A 20,155-nucleotide genomic window follows, 5' to 3' on the forward strand; every position below is an offset into this window, starting at 1 on the left:
CATTATCGGGAGGAATAAAAATGCTGATTAATCCCTCAAGCCCGCGTTTAGATGACGGGTGGCTGGAACGAAATATCGTGGATCCCAGCCTCAAAAGTCAACAACCAATCGTATTGGAAACACAGCAGCTTCACGTTTATTACGGTGATAATGAAGCTATCCATGAAGGTGATTTAAAGTTTCCTGAACACCAGATTTCAGCGCTGATTGGACCGTCTGGCTCAGGTAAATCAACTTATCTCAGGTCATTGAACCGGATGAATGACGGCATTGCTCGCGTCAGTGGTGAAATCCTGTACCGCGGTGTGGACGTGAATCGACCAGAAATCGATGTTTACGAAATGCGACGACGAATCGGCATGGTCTTTCAACGGCCCAACCCCTTTTCAAAATCGATCTACGACAATATCACCTTCGCATTAAAACGTCGGGGTGTGACTGACAAGAAGGAACTGGATGAAGTTGTTGAAACTAGTCTTAAGCAAGCTGCCATTTGGGATGAAGTTAAAGATAAGTTGACTAAAAGTGCGCTTGCGCTATCAGGTGGTCAGCAGCAGCGACTTTGTATTGCACGCGCCATTGCTGTCAAACCAGATATCTTATTGCTGGATGAACCGGCAAGTGCCCTGGATCCGGTTTCCACCAGTAAATTGGAAGAAACGTTGCTGAAACTCAAAGAAGATTACACGATTATTATTGTGACCCATAATATGCAACAGGCCGCTAGAATCAGTGATTATACCGCATTCTTTAATATGGGGCGGGCACTGGAATACGATGAAACGTCACAGATTTTTACCAGTCCCAAGGTGCAATTGACTAATGACTATGTTGCCGGGGACTTTGGCTAGGAGGACATTATGACTAACCTGTTAGAAACGCACGATCTTCACGTTTATTATGGTCAAAATGAAGCCTTAAAAGGGATTGATTTGACCTTTGAAGAAGGTGGCATTACAGCCTTAATTGGTCCTTCAGGTTCAAGCAAGTCGACCTACTTGAGAACCCTTAACCGGATGAATGATTTAATTCCCAACGTGACGATCACTGGTACCATTAAGTTTCGTGACCAAGATATTTATGCGCCTCAGACTGATTTAGTGACGTTACGAAAGGAAATTGGGATGGTGTTTCAGCAACCCAATCCGTTTCCCTTTTCAATCTATGATAATGTTGCCTTTGGTCTAAAGTTAGCAGGGGAGAAAAATCGCGAGTATTTAGATCAAGTGGTTGAAACGAGTTTGAAACAAGCCGCTGTTTGGGACGAGGTCAAGGATCATTTACATGAAAGTGCATTATCTTTGTCGGGCGGTCAGCAGCAACGGGTCTGCATTGCGAGGGTGTTAGCGGTTTCTCCGCAAATTATCTTACTGGACGAGCCGACTAGTGCCCTAGACCCAATTTCCAGTAGCCAAATTGAATCGACTTTGTTAAAATTAAGAACCGATTATACAATCATTACCGTGACCCATAACTTACAGCAGGCATCAAGAATATCTGATCGCACGGCCTTCTTTATGAATGGTGAAGTGATAGAAGTTGACGACACTAAGAAAATCTTCATGAATCCAGCACGTAAGGAAACCGAAGATTATATTAGTGGCCGTTTTGGATAAAACCTGAGGAGGGTATCAATGAGACGCTTATTTGATGAAGAACTAGATGAACTTGACAACGGTTTTACTGAAATGGGTATCTTAGTCAGTAATGTGGTGCAGCAATCAGTTGATGCGTTTATTAACCATGATCGTCAATCAGCACAGGCAATCATTGACCACGATCATGATATTAACGAACGTGAGATTCAATTGGAGTCCAAATCCTTTGAAATTATTGCACTCTATCAGCCGGTGACATCGGATTTACGGGAAGTGGTCACTATTTTAAAGGCGGTTTCTGATTTGGAGCGAGCTGGAGACCATGCCCGAAATATTGCTCACGCAACGATTGAAGTCAAAGGTAACACCCGAGTAGCTGAGATTGAGACACAGCTTGCCGAAATGGGCCATTTGACCACTGACATGGTGAAACAGGCCATTCAAGCCTATGTTGATAAGGACGAAGAAGCTGCCAAAGCATTGGTAACGGTTAATGATCAGTTAATTGAATACCGGGATCAGATTATGCGTGCCAGCTATAACGAGATTGCCTCGGATGCAGATGTTTTAGTTGCCGCCATGAATTACAATAACGTGGCAGCAGATCTGGTTCGGATTGCCGATTATTTAACCAACGTTGGTGAGTGGATCGTTTATCTGAAAACTGGTCAAATCGTGGAATTAAAATTAATGAAATAAGCTATTTTAAGGCTAGTAGTTGTCGACTGATAACTGCTGGCCTTTTGTGGAATTCAACATAGGGACACGATTGAATTGTCTATCTCCATCTGAGTGGGTATAATGATTCTAGTAGCAAAATTCAAGTTACTTTTGGATTCAGTTAGGTTTAAACAGCTCACTGACTTTGTAATTGGTAGCTAGAAATGAGGTGATTTTTTGATGAATAGCAAACGCCGACTAACACGGTCGTCAAAGCGGATATTAACCGGGGTGCTAGGAGGAATCGCAGCGTATTTTGGGATTAGTGCAACGCTGGTTCGTGTTATTTTTGTTATCCTGACGATTTATCCGGGCCATATTTTGTTTGGTCTATTAGTTTATTTGCTGCTCACTGTATTGATTCCAGAAGATTCTGGAACAATGCATCACTCGACATTTTGGGGAGCGGGGCAGCAATCACGTTCTCGAAAAGAACTCCATGATGTTACTGAAGAAGACACAGATAAAAAGTGAGTTGTCGATATGAAATTTTGGGTTCGAATTTTAATCAACACAGTGTTATTTATGGCACTGGCTGGTTTTTTAAGGTCAAGTTTTTACGTTGCTAGTCCGTGGGTTGCGTTATTGGCGAGTGTGGTGCTGTCGCTTTTAAATGCACTGGTAAAACCGTTTTTAGTGGTGTTATCGTTACCAATCACGGTGGTTACGCTAGGATTGTTTAGTATTGTGATCAATGGGGTGATGCTGCAGCTAACATCAATGCTGGTTGGCAATGATTTTCACTTTAATTCGTTTGGTACCGCGCTGTTGGTTGCCATTTTAATGTCGCTTTGCAACGCAGTGATTTCTAACTATGTGGGTCATGGACGTAGAAGCAATTAAGATATTTGATGTAAAATTTTCACCTTCACAGTTCTCATTAAGACCGGATTCGGAAAGAAGGGCGAGCCGCTACTGGCTGGTGTTAGCTAAACAGGTTTTAGATGAGGATGGTAGTTAAGTGGAGCATCATAAAATACCCGATAGCTAACCGGGAAACTAAAGTGATAGCGCTTTAGTGAGCATGCATTTTGATGTACCAGTAGTGGTCAATAATTTGGCAGATAGTGTAACGGTTGCTGATTTAGTTAAAAATATTCGGCTTGATGTCCTTTACGGTGATGATCTTTTGGAAGACCGAAAAATTTCCACCAGTGATATTTCACGCCCAGGTCTTGAGTTAACGGGGTATTTTAATTACTATCCAGCTAAGCGGATTCAGTTACTGGGAATTACTGAGACTTCTTTTGCAAAGGGAATGAGTCATGAAGATCTGTTATCAGTGATGAGGCAGATGTGTCAGCCTGAAACGCCTGCCTTTGTAATTTCAACCCAACTTGAACCGCCAGAAGAATTGCTTCAGGCGGCAAAAGAAACGGGTATTCCAATCCTTGGGACTAAGATGACGACTTCCAGAGTTTTGAGTAATATGACTAACTATCTGGAAGGTAAGTTAGCTGAGCGACAGTCACTTCATGGTGTTTTGGTTGATATCTATGGTGTTGGGGTTCTGATTACTGGGGACTCTGGTGTTGGTAAGAGTGAAACTGCTTTGGAGCTTGTTAAACGTGGTCACCGTTTAATTGCGGATGATCGGGTAGAAGTTTACCAACAAGACGAGCAGACATTAGTTGGTGCAGCACCAGCTATTTTATCTCATTTGCTGGAAATTCGTGGTATTGGGATCATTGACGTCATGAATTTATTTGGCGCTGGAGCCGTTCGAAGTGAGACTGATATTGAACTGATTGTTCACCTTGAAGCTTGGACGCCGGATAAAAAATTTGACCGGTTAGGCAGTGGTTCCGAAACTCAAAAGATTTTTGACGTTGAAATCCCTAAGATTTCGGTTCCAGTTAAAACTGGGCGTAATTTAGCCATTATTATTGAAGCAGCAGCCATGAACTTCCGGGCACGCTCAATGGGCTATGACGCAACAAAAGTCTTTGATCAAAACTTAAATCGCTTGATTAAGAAAAATTCAAAGCATGAATAAATTAAAATAAATATAGCTGAAAGTTAAGAGGTGGCACTTTTGCGAGGAATCCTTGCAGCACTAAACCCCATTGCGTTTCATCTGGGGCCGATACAGGTTCACTGGTACGGCATTATTATTGCCAGTGCAGTTATTATTGCGGTCACTTTGGCCGTTCGCGAAGGGAGTCGCCGAAACGTTGATTCCGATGATATATATGATATGATTTTGTGGGCATTACCCGCTGCTATTATTGCAGCTCGGATTTATTACGTGGCCTTTGAGTGGCCTTACTATGCGCAACATCCAGCAGAAATTATACGCGTTTGGGATGGTGGCATTGCTGTTTATGGCTCACTGATTGGCGCTGGTATCGTCGTATTCTTTTTCTGTCGCTCACGGTTTATTCCGGTATGGTTAATGCTCGATATTGCCGCACCAACAGTCATTATGGCACAGGGGATTGGACGTTGGGGTAATTTTATGAACCAAGAAGCTTTTGGTCAAATTACCAGTTTGAGTTTCCTTCAAGGTTTACACTTACCGCATTTCATTATTTCTCAAATGCTGATCAACGGTGCTTATCGGCAGCCCACGTTTTTGTATGAATCTACTTGGGATATCCTAGGGTTTATTGTTTTGATGAGCCTGCGCCATCGGCCGGGATTATTTAAACAGGGTGAAGTATTCTTAAGCTACGTGATCTGGTATTCGTTTGGTAGGTTCTTTGTCGAAGGTATGCGGACAGATAGTTTAATGCTGTTTAACGCCATTCGAGTTTCGCAGCTGTTATCCGTGGTATTGTTTATTGGTGCAATTGGCCTCATTATTTATCGTCGGCGACTTGGTTCTCAGGTCTCAATGTATTTGGATGGTAATCCGTATTCAAAAAAAGCCCAGCAGGCTAAAAATTAAGGAGAATTTACTATGTCTGAAAAAATTGCAGTGTTAGGCGCAGGTTCTTGGGGTAGTATTTTGGCAAACTTATTGGATGAAAATGGCAATGAAGTTTCACTTTGGTCATATAATCCTGATCAGGTTAAAGAACTCAATGAAAAGCACACTAACACGCATTATATAAAGGATTTTACGTATTCTGAAACCCTTAAAGCCTACTCAGATTTGAAGCAGGCGCTGGCAGGTGCAACCACCGTACTGTTTGTTGTTCCTACTAAGGCTGTGCGTTCGGTTGCCGGTGAAGCTAAAGCGGTCCTTGAAGAGTTGCACACTAAACCGCAAATTATTCACGCCAGCAAAGGGATTGAACAAGGCACTTACAAGCGGGTTTCTGAAATTCTGGCTGAAGAAATACCTGCTGATCTTCGGGCAGCCATCACAGTTCTTTCAGGACCAAGCCATGCGGAAGACGTTGCCAAGCGGGATATTACCCTTGTCACTGCTGCTAGTACTGACCAAGATGCTGCCAAGCATACCCAGAAATTATTTATGAATCGCTATTTCCGGGTGTACACCAACAGTGACGTGATCGGTGTGGAAATTGCTGCGGCCTTGAAAAATATCATTGCGCTGGGTACCGGTGCATTAAACGGTCTTGGCTATGGCGACAACGCTAAAGCGGCTTTAATGACCCGTGGCCTGGCTGAAATTTCACGGCTAGGTGCCTCGTTTGGGGCTAACCCACAGACTTTCACCGGATTAGCTGGTGTTGGCGATATCATTGTGACTGGAACTAGTCAAAACTCCCGTAATTATCGTGCGGGTGACGAACTTGGAAAAGGTCAAACACTAGAAGAAGTCATCGATACTATGGGAATGGTTATTGAAGGGGTTGCTACTACTAAGGCAGCCTACGAATTATCCAAACAGCGTGGCGTTGAAATGCCAATCACGGAAGCTATCTACCAAGTTCTTTACGAAGGCAAGGATATTCGTAAAGCAATTTCGGACTTAATGATGCGTGAAGGTCGTTCAGAGTTTTAATGACAGGTTGCTTGTGTGCAATCTTATTTCTCGACAAACTTACAAAAAGATAGTAGACTAGGTTTCGTCTTTGAAACTATTAATATTTAAATAAACACTCAGTGTCGCACTTGTTGCGCTTGAAAGGGGAAGCAGTATGGCTAAACAGTATGATGTAATTGTAATTGGTGCAGGTCCTGGCGGGATGACTGCTGCGCTTTATGCATCCCGTGCCAACTTATCCGTCCTCATGTTAGATCGCGGAATCTATGGCGGTCAGATGAACAACACTGCGGCCATTGAAAACTACCCTGGTTTTTCATCGGTCATGGGACCCGATTTAGCAGAGGATATGTACAAAGGTGCCACTCAGTTTGGTGCCGAGTACGCTTATGGTAGTGTAGAATCCGTTGAAGATCATGGTGCTACCAAAGTAGTGACAACGGATTCGGATACCTATGAAACTAAAGCTGTGATTATTGCAACCGGCTCAGAGTACCGTAAGTTAGGTGTTCCGGGTGAGGATACTTACGGTGGACGTGGTGTTTCGTACTGTGCCGTTTGTGATGGTGCTTTCTTTAAGGGTCGTGAAGTCATCGTAGTCGGCGGGGGTGATTCCGCTGTTGAAGAGGGACTTTACTTAACTCAATTAGCCTCTAAAGTGACCGTCATTCACCGTCGTGATCAGTTACGGGCACAAAAGATCCTCCAAGATCGTGCCTTTGCAAACGAAAAGATGAACTTTGTCTGGAACAGTAACGTTAAGGAAATCCTTGGGGACGACCAAAAAGTTACTGGCGTTAAAGTTCTGAACAACAAGACTGGTGAAGAAACCACTATCGATGCTAGCGGTGTCTTCATTTACGTTGGTATCTTACCTAAGACTGAGCAGTTTACTAATCTTGGGATTACTGACGAGATGGGCTGGATCGAAACGAATGATCACATGGAAACTAAGGTTCCCGGGATCTTCGCAATCGGTGACGTCCGGGTTAAAGATCTGCGTCAAATTACGACCGCTGTCGGTGACGGTGGTATGGCTGGCCAACAGGTGTTTAAGTACATTGAATCATTGGCTGACAGTAGTGCAGTCGTTAAATAATTAGGATTTTTTAAGGGAATGGTCGCTGGCCATTCCCTTTTTTGAGTTTAGTTAAATAAAGTCGTAATTCCGGTAAGTTACTATATAATGAAGTAGAACTGTTAACTAAAAAGGGGACATCAAACATGCAAACACTTGCTAAGCAATTATCCAACCAGCTCGACTATGACGTTCGGGACCTGACTCATGACGATGACAATCAAATTTACCAGTTGCAAAAGCAGCACCAAAAATTCTTTGATTTGTTCTTAGATCACAAATTAACGAAGCGTGAAGCAGTTTCTGATTTAGATGAAATTGCCGGTGAGGCAACAGCTAGTCAGAAGCATTATTTAGGTTTATTCAATGATGATCAGCTGGTGGCAACTCTCGATTTGACGATTGATTATCCGTTGCCTCAGTTAGTCTGGCTCGGCCAGTATTTTGTTGATGAGAGCCAAGTGTCAACTAGTGAGCGGGCTAAGATTCTAGATCAAATTCTGAATGTTTTAAAGCAATTAACGGCGGTACAAGTTCAATTACTGGTTTTAAAAGCTGATCAGGCTAACCGTGATTTTTACGAAAATGCCCAATTTGAAACAGTGAGTGAAACGCGAACACAGGTCGGTCAGACATTTATGGATGCCCTGATTTATCAAAAAACGTTATAGACTGAATAGCCTTTGGAATCCCGTTAAACCAGGCTTTAGGTGAATTTTATTTGATGTTGATTCTTTCGTTGGCGAAAATACGTTCGCTATGTTAGAATAGACAAACATATGTGGGAAGGCAGCTGCTTTCCTGCTTTTATCGTGTACTGAAATTAAGGGGGTAAGCCATTTATGATTGAACGGCAGGAAAATCGTCAGTTTGACCTCGTTTCAAAGTATCAGCCCACAGGGGATCAACCCGAAGCAATCAAAGAATTGACAGCGGGTATCGAACAGGGTAAAAAGGCTCAAGTACTGTTGGGTGCGACTGGAACTGGGAAAACGTTTACCATTTCCAACGTGATCAAAAATGTGAATAAGCCAACACTAATTCTTTCCCATAACAAAACGTTGGCTGGACAGTTGTATGGTGAGTTTAAGGAATTTTTCCCCAATAATGCCGTTGAGTTTTTTGTCAGTTATTATGATTACTATCAACCCGAAGCTTATGTACCATCAAGTGATACGTATATTGAGAAGGATTCTTCCATTAATGATGAAATTGATAAGTTGCGACACTCTGCAACCAGTTCACTGCTTGAACGTAATGATGTGATCGTGGTGGCTTCGGTTTCCTCTATTTTTGGTTTAGGGGATCCAACTGAATATAAGAACCACACGGTAACACTTAGAGTTGGTGAGCAAATTGAGCGAAATGATCTCATGCGTAAACTAGTAGATATTCAATTTGAACGTAACGATATTGATTTTCAACGTGGTCGTTTCCGTGTTCATGGTGATGTGCTGGAGATTTTTCCCGCTTCTCACGATGAACACGCGTTGCGGGTCGAGTTTTTTGGCGATGAAATCGATCGTATTCGAGAAGTTGATGCATTAACGGGTGAAATTATTGGTGATCGTGATCACGTTGCCATTTTCCCTGCAACTCATTTTATGACGAATGATGATATTATGGACCGCGCGATTACGGGGATCGAAGCCGAATTGAAAGACCGCTTGGCATACTTTGAAAAAGAAGGTAAGTTGCTGGAAGCACAACGGCTTAAGCAACGAACTACCTACGATATTGAAATGTTGCGGGAAATGGGTTACACCAACGGTATTGAGAACTATTCGCGCTTTATGGATGGCCGTAAACCTGGTGAACCGCCGTATACGTTGCTGGATTTCTTCCCTAAAGATTTTCTGCTGGTTGTAGACGAATCTCACGTTACCATGCCACAAGTTCGTGGAATGTATAACGGTGACCGCTCACGGAAGCAGCAATTGATCGATTATGGTTTCCGGTTACCAAGTGCGCTGGATAATCGGCCGTTAAAGCTTGCTGAATTCGAAAAACACATTAATCAAGTTGTCTATATGTCTGCTACACCTGGAGACTACGAATTGGATCAGACAAATACTGTTGTTCAGCAAATTATTCGACCAACTGGGTTATTGGATCCAACGGTAGAAGTTCGTCCAATCATGGGTCAAATGGATGATTTAGTCGGTGAGATCAATAAACGGATCGATGCGAACGAACGGGTCTTTGTCACCACTTTAACTAAGAAGATGGCGGAAGATTTAAGTGATTATCTAAAGGACTTAGGGATTAAGGTTGCTTATCTGCATAGTGATATTAAGACACTGGAACGGACCCAAATCATCCGTGATCTACGACTTGGTAAGTACGATGTGCTGGTTGGGATTAATCTGCTACGTGAAGGGATCGACGTGCCTGAAGTTTCACTAGTGGCTATTTTAGATGCTGATAAGGAAGGCTTCCTGCGTAATGAACGGTCATTGATTCAAACTATGGGCCGTGCCGCTCGTAACGAACATGGTGCGGTTATTATGTATGCCGATACCGTGACGGATTCTATGAAACGGGCGATGGATGAAACGGCTCGACGGCGTGAAGTCCAAATTGCCTATAATAAAAAGCATGGCATCACACCTAAAACAATTAAAAAAGATATTCGTGATTTGATCAGCGTCACCAAACCGGATGAAAACGCCGGTAAGAAGGATGACTTTGTTGAAACTGACTTTGAATCGATGACGTCTGAAGAACAGCAAGGCATGATCAAACGCCTAGAAGATGAAATGCGCAGCGCAGCGAAGAAACTGGATTTCGAACATGCTGCAACGTTACGTGATACCATCTTAGAATTAAAGACTGAACTAGACGGGTAATAAGGGGGACATGGTTTTTGGCAAACGATTATATTGATATTCATGGGGCAAGGGCCCACAACTTAAAGAACATTAACGTGAAGATTCCCAAGAATAAATTGGTGGTTGTTACTGGATTGTCAGGCTCTGGGAAAAGTTCGTTGGCGTTTGATACCTTATACGCTGAAGGACAGCGACGTTATGTTCAAAGCTTGTCTGCTTATGCCCGCCAATTTTTAGGTCAAATGGATAAGCCGGATGTCGATTCCATTGATGGACTTTCGCCGGCCATTTCAATCGACCAAAAAACAACTTCAAAAAATCCTCGTTCGACAGTGGGGACCGTTACTGAAATCAATGACTACCTGAGGTTATTATGGGCTCGAGTTGGTACGCCAATTTGTCCCAATGACGGTACTGAAATTTCCAGTCAATCCGTTGAACAGATGGTTGATCGCGTACTCTCGCTACCTGAACGAACTAAATTACAAATTTTGTCGCCAATTGTGCGGGAGAAGAAAGGCCAGCATAAAAAGATCTTCGAGAAAATCAAGCGTGAAGGTTTTGTTCGTGTTCGTATCGATGGTGAAGTTCACGATGTCGATGAAGAGCTTGATTTGAATAAGAATCAAATGCATTCAATTGATATCGTTGTTGACCGAATTGTCGTCAAAGACGGGATTCGTTCCCGCTTATTCGATTCCTTCGAAGCAGCACTGCGCTTAAGCGGCGGTTACGCTGTTGCTGACTTAATTGATGGTGAACCCATCATGTTCTCTGAACACTATGCTTGCCCAGTTTGCGGGTTCACTGTTGGTGAACTTGAACCACGCCTATTCTCATTCAATGCACCGTTTGGGGCTTGCCCAGACTGTGACGGTCTGGGAATGAAGTTAGAAGTGGATCCAGATTTGATTGTTCCCGACACGACCAAAACGTTGCGTGAGGGTGCAGTTGCGCCTTGGGATTCCAGTTCTAAGTACTATCCAGAAATGTTGCGTCAAGCTTGTGAACAGGCCGGTATTGATATGGACACCCCTTGGGAGAAATTAGCCGATAAAGACCGGCAATTTGTCCTATATGGTTCAAAGGGAAAGAGCTACCACTTTGTTTTGGACAGTGATTTCGGTGGTGTTCGCGAAACGGATGCGCCATTTGAAGGAGTTATCAATAATGTGGAACGTCGTTATCATAACGGTTCAGACTTTACCCAAGGTCAGATGCAGCAGTATTTCCGTGAATTAACTTGCCAAACTTGTCACGGTTATCGACTGAATCGTAAGGCACTGGCCGTTAAAATTGATGGTCATCACATTGGTGAAGTTTCTGATTTGGCAATTAGTAAAGAGTTGCCGTTCTTCGAGAAGTTACACTTTAGTGAACAAAACGAAACGATTGCTAAACCAATCCTAAAGGAAATTCGTGACCGGTTAACCTTCTTGGAAAACGTCGGGTTAGATTATTTGACGTTAAGTCGTTCTGCTCGAACGCTATCTGGTGGGGAAGCTCAGCGAATTCGGTTAGCAACACAAATCGGTTCTAATTTATCCGGTGTTTTGTACATCTTGGATGAGCCTTCCATTGGGTTGCATCAGCGTGATAACGATCGGTTGATTGCTTCTTTAAAGAAGATGCGTGATTTAGGTAACACGCTGATTGTCGTTGAGCATGATGAAGATACCATGTTAGCGGCTGACTACCTCATCGATATTGGTCCAGGAGCTGGTGCTAATGGTGGTGAAGTTATGGCTGCTGGGACGCCAAAACAGGTGACGCGGGTCAAGAAATCTTTGACTGGGCAGTATCTAGCGGGTAAAAAATTTGTACCAGTACCAACTGAACGCAGCAAGGGTAACGGTAAGAAAATCCGAATTACTGGAGCTGCCGAAAATAACCTTAAGGACATTACCGTCGATTTTCCTCTAGGCGAATTTGTGGTGGTAACTGGTGTTTCTGGTTCTGGTAAATCGACACTGGTTAACACGATTTTAAAGCGAGTGTTAGCCCAGAAGATTAACCATAATTCGGAAAAACCCGGAAAATACAAGTCAGTTAGCGGTATTAAAAACATTGAAAAAATCATCAACATTGATCAAAGCCCCATTGGCCGGACACCACGAAGCAACCCGGCAACTTATACGGGTGTGTTTGATGATATTCGGGGGTTGTTTGCTCAAACCACCGAAGCTAAGCTACGTGGCTATCAAAAGGGCCGCTTTAGTTTTAACATCAAGGGCGGTCGCTGCGAAGCATGTCATGGTGACGGTATTTTAAAGATTGAGATGAACTTTCTACCAGACGTCTACGTGCCTTGTGAAGTTTGTCATGGCAGCCGATATAATTCAGAAACCCTTGAAGTTGAGTACAAGGGTAAGAATATTGCGGATGTACTGAACATGACGGTAGATCAAGCATTAGATTTCTTCAGTGCGATTCCTAAGATTACTCGTAAATTACAAACGATTCACGATGTTGGCTTAGGGTATGTCACATTAGGTCAGTCAGCAACCACGTTATCAGGTGGGGAAGCTCAACGGATGAAGCTTGCTGCTGAATTACAGAAAAAAGCAGATGGTAAGAACTTCTACATTCTTGACGAACCGACTACCGGTTTACACACAGATGATATCAAGCGTCTGTTAGATGTGTTGCACCGGTTAGTTGATAATGGTAATACGGTTTTGATTATTGAACATAACTTGGACGTGATTAAAACTGCTGATTATCTGATTGATTTAGGACCTGAAGGTGGCGAGGGTGGCGGCCAAGTGGTTGCTACTGGAACGCCTGAAGAAATTGCTCAGGTAAAGGAAAGCTACACTGGGCAATACTTAGGCCCAATCCTCCAGCGGGACAAAAAACGGATGGCGGAAGCACAACAGGCTAAAACCGTTAAAAATTAATAAAAAGATTTTGGAAAGCTGTTCGCGTTGTGATTCAGTTTCCGATTAAAATAAGCGGTATCCCGATTAAATTCAGGATATCGCTTATTTTGTATCATACGTTTGTTTGGCTCATTAAAGCAGAACTGTAATTAAAATCAGTGCACTGGTAACTTGAATAACTAACAGACCGCCACCATATAGGGCGAGTTTTTTACCAGCTTTAACGAACGCAGCAAAGTTTAAACGAAGACCGATGGCAGCCAGTGCGGTGACTTCGCACCAACCAGAAAGGCCATGAGCTAAGCCTGAAACTGCTGGATTAAAGTGAAACCAAGAGTTAAGCGCACATAATACCACAAAACCCACTACGTACCAGGGCAAGGCACGACGCCAACTATTTTGGACGGTGGATTCAACTCCTTGAGCAGACTGGTTGTGCTGATGAATCCGACTAAAAATCACAACCACGGCTACTAACATAATGATACGTAAAATTTTAAAGAGTGTAGCGTAGGTGGTAGTTGGTTCATTGACCATGGTTGCACTGGCAATGACTTGACCAACGGATTGAACGGTGCCGCCAATCAACGCACCTCGTAAAAAGTTATCGTGATGGAAGGCTAGTAAACCGATGACTGGCAAAGTGAGCATTAGAATGGTTCCCATGAGGTTGACCAGTGTGACAGCTAGACGTTTTTCTTCATCTTTTGCTTCAATGGCTGGCGTGATCGCCGCAATCGCTGAAGAGCCGCAGACCGCGTTACCACCCGCCATGAGTAAGGTCATCCCTTCGGAAAAGTGCAGCAACTTACCAAGTAAAAGTGCACCGCAAATCGTGATGGTCATTTGAAGTAAAATAAAAGCGACTCCTGTTAGATGTAATTCACGAATCGTCTGAAAGGTGATGGTGGCGCCTAGCAGCAGTACGGAATATTCTAACAGCCGTTTTTCGGACCAAGCAGTCCCACTCTGCCAAACAGGTTGGCGAATAATGGTGTTTCCCAGTAGAATGCCAATTAATAAGGCAACTGTTGGTGCGCCAATGCCTTTAAGCAAAAATGAATTGATCAATTGGCTAATAATGGCAATGACAAAACTAAGGCTAAGTCCAGGCAAAACTGCACGTTCAGGTTTCATAAATATTGACTCCTCCCTCTTTATACTTGTTGAAGTATACAGAAATTGGTATCATTAATAAAATATCAAATTATAATAGATTCTATTAATATTTTTAATAGTTGGAGGCAAACCGTGGATAAACTCTTAATAACTTTTATGGCCGTATATGAAACCCGGAATTTTTCATTAGCCGCAAAGCAATTATTTATTTCTCAACCGAGTGTTTCTGTGCAAATTAATCAATTAGAAAAGCAACTGGGTCTAAGCCTGTTCGACCGTAGTGGTCATCGACAGGTACAGCCAACGCCAGCAGCAGTTAAACTTTATGCTACGGCTGAACAGTTGCAGCGCACTTGGAAGCAGGGGTACGAGCAACTTAAACAAACGGCAGAGCAGTCAAAGATAAAAGTTGTTTTAGGGTTTTCACAAACCACCTCGGTGGAATTGATGCCCCGGGTAATTGAATCACTGTTAGCCGACTCGCGGTTTCAATTTGAAATCCAAACAATGAATTCAGAGAGTATCCTAAAGGCTGTTGTTGATCGTAAAGTTGCCTATGGCATCATTGAAAAACCGATTGTTGCCGATTATGTTCAGCAAACCGAGGTACCTGGCGATCAGCTTGTATTGGCAGGTCACCCGGATGAAAAACTGTGGCTGTTACGAGAACCTGGGTCTGGTGTGCGTCATTACACGGAGGCGTACTTGCATGAGCAGGGAATTGTACCGCAACAGACATTAGTTGTGGACAGTAATCAAAGTATCATTGGTTTATTAACGCAGGGTATCGGCAAAACGCTCATGTCAGAGGGTGTCCTTCCTCCTGAGGTCGTTCGTCAGTCACTGGGGCAACAGTATCACCGTCATTTTTATCTCATTGGATTGGATCGTCAACCTAATGTGCAATTAGCGGACCTAAGAAACGTTCTCAGCAGAGTAATGCTGCATTAGTTTTTTGGGTGTGGGTTGTTCTCAATGCTTACAATCGCTATGATGGATTTATATCAACCGTATATAAGATTGGAGTGAGCAATATGTTTAGTATGCAACCTCGGTGGGGATTCGATTGGCATGAGCTGATCACGGGTGTCTTAAGCTTGATAGCTGCCTATGTAGTAATTGGTATGCCACGTGTTAGCTTAACCGCCATGTCAGTCATTTTTGGCTTTTTAGCAATTCTTAGTGGGCTCACTACATTATCAGGTGTTAGTAAACTGCGAGATTTTGTTGGCAATTGGGCAGTTGGGGCCTTCATTTTAGCCATTATTGATTTACTGATTGGGCTGTTCTTTATTATTAAACCTAGTAGCGGTATCGTTGTTTTAGGTTATGTGGTAGCGTTCTGGTTCATCATTGATGCGATTGAACGGCTAATCGTTGTCGCACATTTGCGTGACTTTGGCACTGGCTATTTTATCGCGTCTATCATTCTGGACGTTTTGTCACTGATGCTGGGTGTTTTACTGCTGATTAACCCAGTGATTGCAATGATGTCGGTTACTTGGCTGATTGGGTTTTACCTCATTGTTTTTGGCATTAATGCGATCATGTTGGCGTTTGCAAGACGGTGAGAACGGAAAATATCAATTTTAAGTGCTGCCAGTTTATGAATAGGAATTGGCAGTTTTTTTGTCAAAACACCCGGTGGAAATTAGTAATGACACGCCTGGTGTGTTAGAATGTTTAAATGATTGATTTGATTGGAGATAGAACTATGAACAATGATGTGCAACTAGTCATTATTTCTGGCATGAGCGGTGCTGGTAAGACCGTTGGCATGCAGGCCTTTGAAGACCTTGGATATTTTTGTATCGATAACATGCCGCCGTCGTTAATGAATAAGTTCTGGGAGCTAGTTCGAGAAACTGGCAAAATCAAAAAAGTCGCCGTTGTCATCGATTTACGTGCCAAAGCGTTTTATGATGAAATCATGCAAATGACCACGGATATTTCGGATTTAAACCGGTCAGATACGACTCAGATCGTCTTTTTGGACGCAGATGATGAGACACTGGTTTCACGTTACAAGGAAACACGACGGTCACACCCGTTGGCGCGTAATGGTCGGGTGATCGAGGGTATTAAGGCTGAACGAAAGCTCTTGGCACCACTTAAACAGGCTGCACAGTTAGTCATCAATACGTCAGAATTATCCCCACGTCAATTGCGTGAAGAAATTTTTCATAACTTTGAAGCTGGTGATATTGAAAAATTCCACATTGAATTGATGTCGTTTGGGTTTAAGTATGGGTTACCCATTGATGCTGATATTGTGATGGATGTTCGGTTCTTACCTAATCCATACTATCGGCCGGAACTGAAAAATCTAACCGGTTTGGATCAGCCTGTCTATGATTATGTGATGAAGCAGCCTGAGACTGAATCGTTTTACAAGCAGTTTTTGGGGTTACTGGAATCAATCATGCCCGGCTATAAACGGGAAGGAAAGAATAATTTAACGGTAGCCATTGGCTGCACTGGTGGTCAGCACCGGTCAGTTGCATTGGCTGAACGATTGGGCAATACGCTTGGAGAAAAGTATCCAGTGCATATTACTCACCGTGATATTTCAAAGCGAAAGGAATCAAACTAACTATGATGGAAGAACGACGTCGGCCCAAGATCGTTGTGATGGGCGGGGGCACAGGTTTGCCAGTCATCCTTCGTAATTTAAAGGGTCACGATGTAGATATTACGGCCGTAGTGACTGTGGCTGATGATGGCGGATCATCTGGCATTATTCGCAATTATGTGAACGTGGTGCCACCTGGAGACATTCGAAACGTAGTGGTATCACTGTCTCAATTGTCACCACTCGTACTGCAGTTGTTCCAGTATCGATTCGACAGTAAGGATCAGTTCTTTGCTGGACACGCCCTGGGTAACTTGGTGATTGCAGCACTGTCAGAAATGAAAAACGGTATTTTTGATGCCGTGCAGGAGCTTTGCGATATCATGCAGGTTGACGGGCATATTTATCCAGCTGCTAATGAACCGCTAGAGCTCAATGCCGAATTTTCTGATGGGACTACTATGACCGGGGAATCAGAAATCACCGCTGCACACAAACTGATTAAACATGTGTGGGTCACATCAAGTAACCATAAAGATGTGGCACCGCGAGCAGTTGATGAAGTGATTAATGCAATCATGGATGCTGACCAAATTGTGCTGGGTCCAGGTAGTTTATTTACCAGTATTTTGCCTAATTTGATGATTAGTAACGTGGGGGATGCTTTGCGGAAAACGCAGGCTGAAGTCGTTTATATTTGTAACATTATGACTCAAAAGGGTGAAACTGAAAAGTTCACTGATGCGGATCACGTTCGCGTGTTGAATCGGCATTTAAAGCAAAATGTCATCAATACGGTTTTAGTTAACACTCAAAAGGTTCCAGATGAATACATTGATTATCAGCGCTGGAACGAAATGTCACGTCAAGTTGAGCATGACTTCCATGGTCTGCGAGAACAAGGCTGTCGAGTAGTTTCTGCTGATTTTCTGGAATTGCGGGATAACGGTGCGTTTCATAATGGCGAACTAGTGGTTAACGAACTAATGAACCTGCTGGGACAGGTTACATCGAGGTTTGCTGAGGGGAGGTAGTGCCAATGTCATATGCCAGTGAAGTTAAAAAAGAACTGACAACACTTGAAGTTCACCGCGATAACGCTAAAGCTGAATTGATTGCGCTCATTCGGATGAACGGCTCTATTGCAATTTCCAATCACCATTTTGTTCTTAATATTCAAACGGAAAACCCGGCAATTTCGCGCCGAATTTACCAGCTGTTGAAGCAATTTTACGATGTGGAAAGTGAACTCATGGTTCGGCGTAAGATGAAATTGAAGAAAAATAATTTATACATTGTTCGGGTCAATGAAGGGACTGAAAGAGTCCTTGCTGATCTTGGTATTTTTAAAGATGGCCAGCTGACCGAGAAGGTTTCACCTGAGCTGTTAAAAAATGACGGTCAGGTTCGCTCGTATTTACGGGGCGCTTTTTTAGCTGGTGGATCGGTCAACAATCCAGAAACGTCGCGGTATCATTTGGAAATCTACTCCGTATATGAGGATCATAATCAAATGATTGCGGAAATGATCAATCATTATGATTTAAATGCCCGGACAACTGCTCGCCGTGGTGGGTTTATTACCTACCTCAAAGAGGGTGAACGAATCGCTGATTTTCTTTCGCTGATTGGTGCTTCTAGTGCCATGCTGAAGTTCGAGGATGTCCGGATCATGCGGGATATGCGAAATTCGGTTAACCGGCTTGTGAACTGTGAAAACGCCAATATGGATAAAGTTGCTAATGCATCCAGTAAACAAATTGCTAACATTGAGTTTATTCAGTCCACCGTTGGCTTAGACCAACTACCGCCCAAATTACGGGAAGTGGCCGAAATTCGTTTAGCTAATCGTGAAGTCAGTTTGAAAGAACTGGGTGCCATGCTGCCAAGTGGTGCAATTTCGAAGTCGGGAATTAATCACCGATTACGTAAAATCAGTGATTACGCTGATAGTCTTCGGACAGCAAAAGCTGTGTAAAGTGTGAACATATATAAAAACAGAGTTTCAAGGAATCTGATGATTTCCTGAAACTCTGCTTTTTTGTTAAAGATTATCTTCATGGCTCTTATCAGGGTTAACATACTGGTTCTTTGTACTACCATGATGCTTGCTCCAAGCTTCTTTACCATAATAAACGGCATAGCAAAGAATCAAGAACGGCACCATGTAGAACAGTGCGGGACGCTGTGTTGGATCGAATACGATCAGAACGCATGATAATAAGCACATAATGAATGCGACCCACGGAACAACCGGATACCAAGGTGTTTTGAACTTTAATTCTGAAACGGTGTGCCCGGTTTTAAGCCATTGTTTCCGGAAATTAATTTCAGATATTGCAATCGCCATCCAAACGATAACAACGGCTAAACCAGAAATGGAAACTAAAACCAGGTAGACAGTTGATGCGGCAACCACACTGGAAATGAGCGCTAAAATACCGCCAACCATGCTTAAACATAGCGCCAGCATTGGAACGCCGCGACGGTTAGTCTGAGCCACCTTCAACGGAATCGTACCTTCGTTTGCCAAAGACCACAGCATTCTTGTCGAAGCGTACAGACCTGAGTTGGCAGCCGATAAAATGGCAGTTAAAACCACGAAGTTCATGAGATCACCCGCAAAGGGCAGTCCGATGCTGTTGAAAACCAAGACGAAGGGACTTTGATTGACGCCAGCTTTTTGCCATGGAATCAATGCAGACATCACGGTAATACTACCGATAAAGAAGATGATCAGTCGAAACAGCGTGGTGTGAATTGCTTTCGGCAGTGTGACCTCAGGATCTTTAGTTTCACCGGCCGTAACACCGATTAATTCTGTCCCGGAGAAAGCGAAGTTAACGGTGAGCATAGTTGTAAAGACGGCTTTAAAACCATTGGGGAAGAGGCCGTCTTTAAACAGGTTGGAAAAGTAAGGTGCATGCTGATAACCCTTAATATGAATAGCGCCAAAGATGGCTAATCCACCCAAGATGATAAAGAGAATAATCGCGATCACTTTAATACTAGAGAACCAAAATTCAGTATTGGCAAAGAATTTAACCGACATGGCGTTGGAAACAAAAATAACGACCATGAACAAAGCACTCCAGATCCATGTGGGTGAGTGAGGGAACCACTTGCTCATAATGAGACCAGCGGCTGTGAACTCGGAGCCTAACGCTACCGTCCATGTGAGCCAGTAAAGAATAGCAACGGTAAATCCCGTACCGTGGCCAATAAAGCGGTCAGCGTAAACGTGGAAGGAGCCGGTTTGCGGCATAGCAACTGATAGTTCGCCTAGGCACAGCATGACGAGGTAAACCACGACTGCGCCAATACCATATGCGAGAATCGTGCCAATTGGGCCTGCTTCGTGGATCGTGTAACCGGAACTTAAGAAGAGCCCTGTGCCAATGACACCGCCTAGAGAAATCATAAATAAATGGCGTGCTGTCATCTTACGTTCAAGGGT

At 43.3% G+C, this 20,155-nt stretch carries 19 protein-coding genes; 17 read left to right on the forward strand and 2 right to left on the reverse strand.

The features are described from left to right. Positions 1-20 precede the first annotated feature (20 nt). The 12 genes from pstB (CES82_RS09045) (at position 21) to uvrA (ending at position 13,025) form a co-directional block, all read left to right on the forward strand. Positions 21-851, forward strand: coding sequence for a phosphate ABC transporter ATP-binding protein PstB (gene pstB / locus CES82_RS09045; RefSeq protein ID WP_098825579.1), 831 nt, complete (start codon positions 21-23; stop codon positions 849-851). A gap of 9 nt (positions 852-860) precedes the next feature. After that, the gene (pstB, locus tag CES82_RS09050) at positions 861-1,616 is read left to right on the forward strand and encodes a phosphate ABC transporter ATP-binding protein PstB (RefSeq protein WP_439959058.1); all 756 of its coding nucleotides are present in this window, start codon (positions 861-863) and stop codon (positions 1,614-1,616) included. A gap of 18 nt (positions 1,617-1,634) precedes the next feature. Continuing rightward, positions 1,635-2,297, forward strand: coding sequence for a phosphate signaling complex protein PhoU (gene phoU, locus CES82_RS09055; RefSeq protein ID WP_098825582.1), 663 nt, complete (start codon positions 1,635-1,637; stop codon positions 2,295-2,297). A 201-nt stretch (positions 2,298-2,498) separates the two neighbouring features. After that, positions 2,499-2,792, forward strand: a complete 294-nt coding sequence (locus tag CES82_RS09060) for a PspC domain-containing protein (protein WP_098825584.1) — start codon at positions 2,499-2,501, stop codon at positions 2,790-2,792. A gap of 9 nt (positions 2,793-2,801) precedes the next feature. Beyond that, a complete protein-coding gene (locus tag CES82_RS09065; RefSeq protein ID WP_098825586.1) occupies positions 2,802-3,161 on the forward strand; it encodes a phage holin family protein in 360 nt (119 codons plus the stop codon). 214 nt (positions 3,162-3,375) lie between these two features. Then, the gene (hprK, locus tag CES82_RS09070; RefSeq protein ID WP_098825588.1) at positions 3,376-4,314 is read left to right on the forward strand and encodes an HPr(Ser) kinase/phosphatase; all 939 of its coding nucleotides are present in this window, start codon (positions 3,376-3,378) and stop codon (positions 4,312-4,314) included. 39 nt (positions 4,315-4,353) lie between these two features. Next, positions 4,354-5,208 carry a prolipoprotein diacylglyceryl transferase gene (gene lgt / locus CES82_RS09075; RefSeq protein WP_098825589.1) on the forward strand — a complete coding sequence of 285 codons (855 nt, stop codon included), beginning with the start codon at positions 4,354-4,356 and terminating at the stop codon, positions 5,206-5,208. A gap of 12 nt (positions 5,209-5,220) precedes the next feature. Then, positions 5,221-6,234: an NAD(P)H-dependent glycerol-3-phosphate dehydrogenase gene (locus CES82_RS09080; RefSeq protein ID WP_098825591.1), complete on the forward strand. Its 1,014-nt coding sequence runs from the start codon at positions 5,221-5,223 to the stop codon at positions 6,232-6,234. A 136-nt stretch (positions 6,235-6,370) separates the two neighbouring features. Further along, positions 6,371-7,315, forward strand: coding sequence for a thioredoxin-disulfide reductase (gene trxB, locus CES82_RS09085; RefSeq protein WP_098825593.1), 945 nt, complete (start codon positions 6,371-6,373; stop codon positions 7,313-7,315). A gap of 125 nt (positions 7,316-7,440) precedes the next feature. Next, positions 7,441-7,965 (forward strand): GNAT family N-acetyltransferase, encoded by a 525-nt coding sequence (locus CES82_RS09090; protein WP_098825595.1) that lies wholly within the window; start codon positions 7,441-7,443, stop codon positions 7,963-7,965. Positions 7,966-8,136: 171 nt separating this feature from the next. Further along, positions 8,137-10,143: an excinuclease ABC subunit UvrB gene (gene uvrB / locus CES82_RS09095; RefSeq protein ID WP_098825596.1), complete on the forward strand. Its 2,007-nt coding sequence runs from the start codon at positions 8,137-8,139 to the stop codon at positions 10,141-10,143. A 17-nt stretch (positions 10,144-10,160) separates the two neighbouring features. After that, positions 10,161-13,025: an excinuclease ABC subunit UvrA gene (gene uvrA / locus CES82_RS09100; RefSeq protein ID WP_098825598.1), complete on the forward strand. Its 2,865-nt coding sequence runs from the start codon at positions 10,161-10,163 to the stop codon at positions 13,023-13,025. Between the two features lie 114 nt (positions 13,026-13,139). Here the strand turns inward: uvrA and CES82_RS09105 are convergent, their stop codons facing one another. Next, on the reverse strand, positions 13,140-14,144 hold the full coding sequence (locus CES82_RS09105) for a YeiH family protein (RefSeq protein WP_098825600.1): 1,005 nt from the start codon (positions 14,142-14,144) through the stop codon (positions 13,140-13,142). A gap of 114 nt (positions 14,145-14,258) precedes the next feature. Here CES82_RS09105 and CES82_RS09110 point away from each other — a divergent pair, with 114 nt between their 5' ends. From CES82_RS09110 to whiA, 5 genes are all read left to right on the forward strand, one after another. Further along, on the forward strand, positions 14,259-15,077 hold the full coding sequence (locus CES82_RS09110; RefSeq protein WP_098825602.1) for a LysR family transcriptional regulator: 819 nt from the start codon (positions 14,259-14,261) through the stop codon (positions 15,075-15,077). An 83-nt stretch (positions 15,078-15,160) separates the two neighbouring features. Beyond that, complete coding sequence (locus CES82_RS09115) at positions 15,161-15,697, forward strand: HdeD family acid-resistance protein (protein ID WP_098825603.1); 537 nt, start codon at positions 15,161-15,163, stop codon at positions 15,695-15,697. Between the two features lie 143 nt (positions 15,698-15,840). Further along, on the forward strand, positions 15,841-16,719 hold the full coding sequence (gene rapZ, locus CES82_RS09120) for an RNase adapter RapZ (RefSeq protein WP_098825605.1): 879 nt from the start codon (positions 15,841-15,843) through the stop codon (positions 16,717-16,719). Between the two features lie 2 nt (positions 16,720-16,721). Next, on the forward strand, positions 16,722-17,732 hold the full coding sequence (gene mgfK, locus CES82_RS09125) for a gluconeogenesis morphogenetic factor MgfK (protein WP_098825607.1): 1,011 nt from the start codon (positions 16,722-16,724) through the stop codon (positions 17,730-17,732). A 5-nt stretch (positions 17,733-17,737) separates the two neighbouring features. Beyond that, positions 17,738-18,676: a DNA-binding protein WhiA gene (gene whiA / locus CES82_RS09130; protein ID WP_098825609.1), complete on the forward strand. Its 939-nt coding sequence runs from the start codon at positions 17,738-17,740 to the stop codon at positions 18,674-18,676. A 66-nt stretch (positions 18,677-18,742) separates the two neighbouring features. Here the strand turns inward: whiA and CES82_RS09135 are convergent, their stop codons facing one another. Beyond that, on the reverse strand, positions 18,743-20,140 hold the full coding sequence (locus CES82_RS09135; RefSeq protein ID WP_098825638.1) for an amino acid permease: 1,398 nt from the start codon (positions 20,138-20,140) through the stop codon (positions 18,743-18,745). Positions 20,141-20,155: the final 15 nt, after the last annotated feature.

The sequence above is a fragment of the Secundilactobacillus silagincola genome, assembly GCF_002583405.1.
GTDB lineage: Bacteria > Bacillota > Bacilli > Lactobacillales > Lactobacillaceae > Secundilactobacillus > Secundilactobacillus silagincola.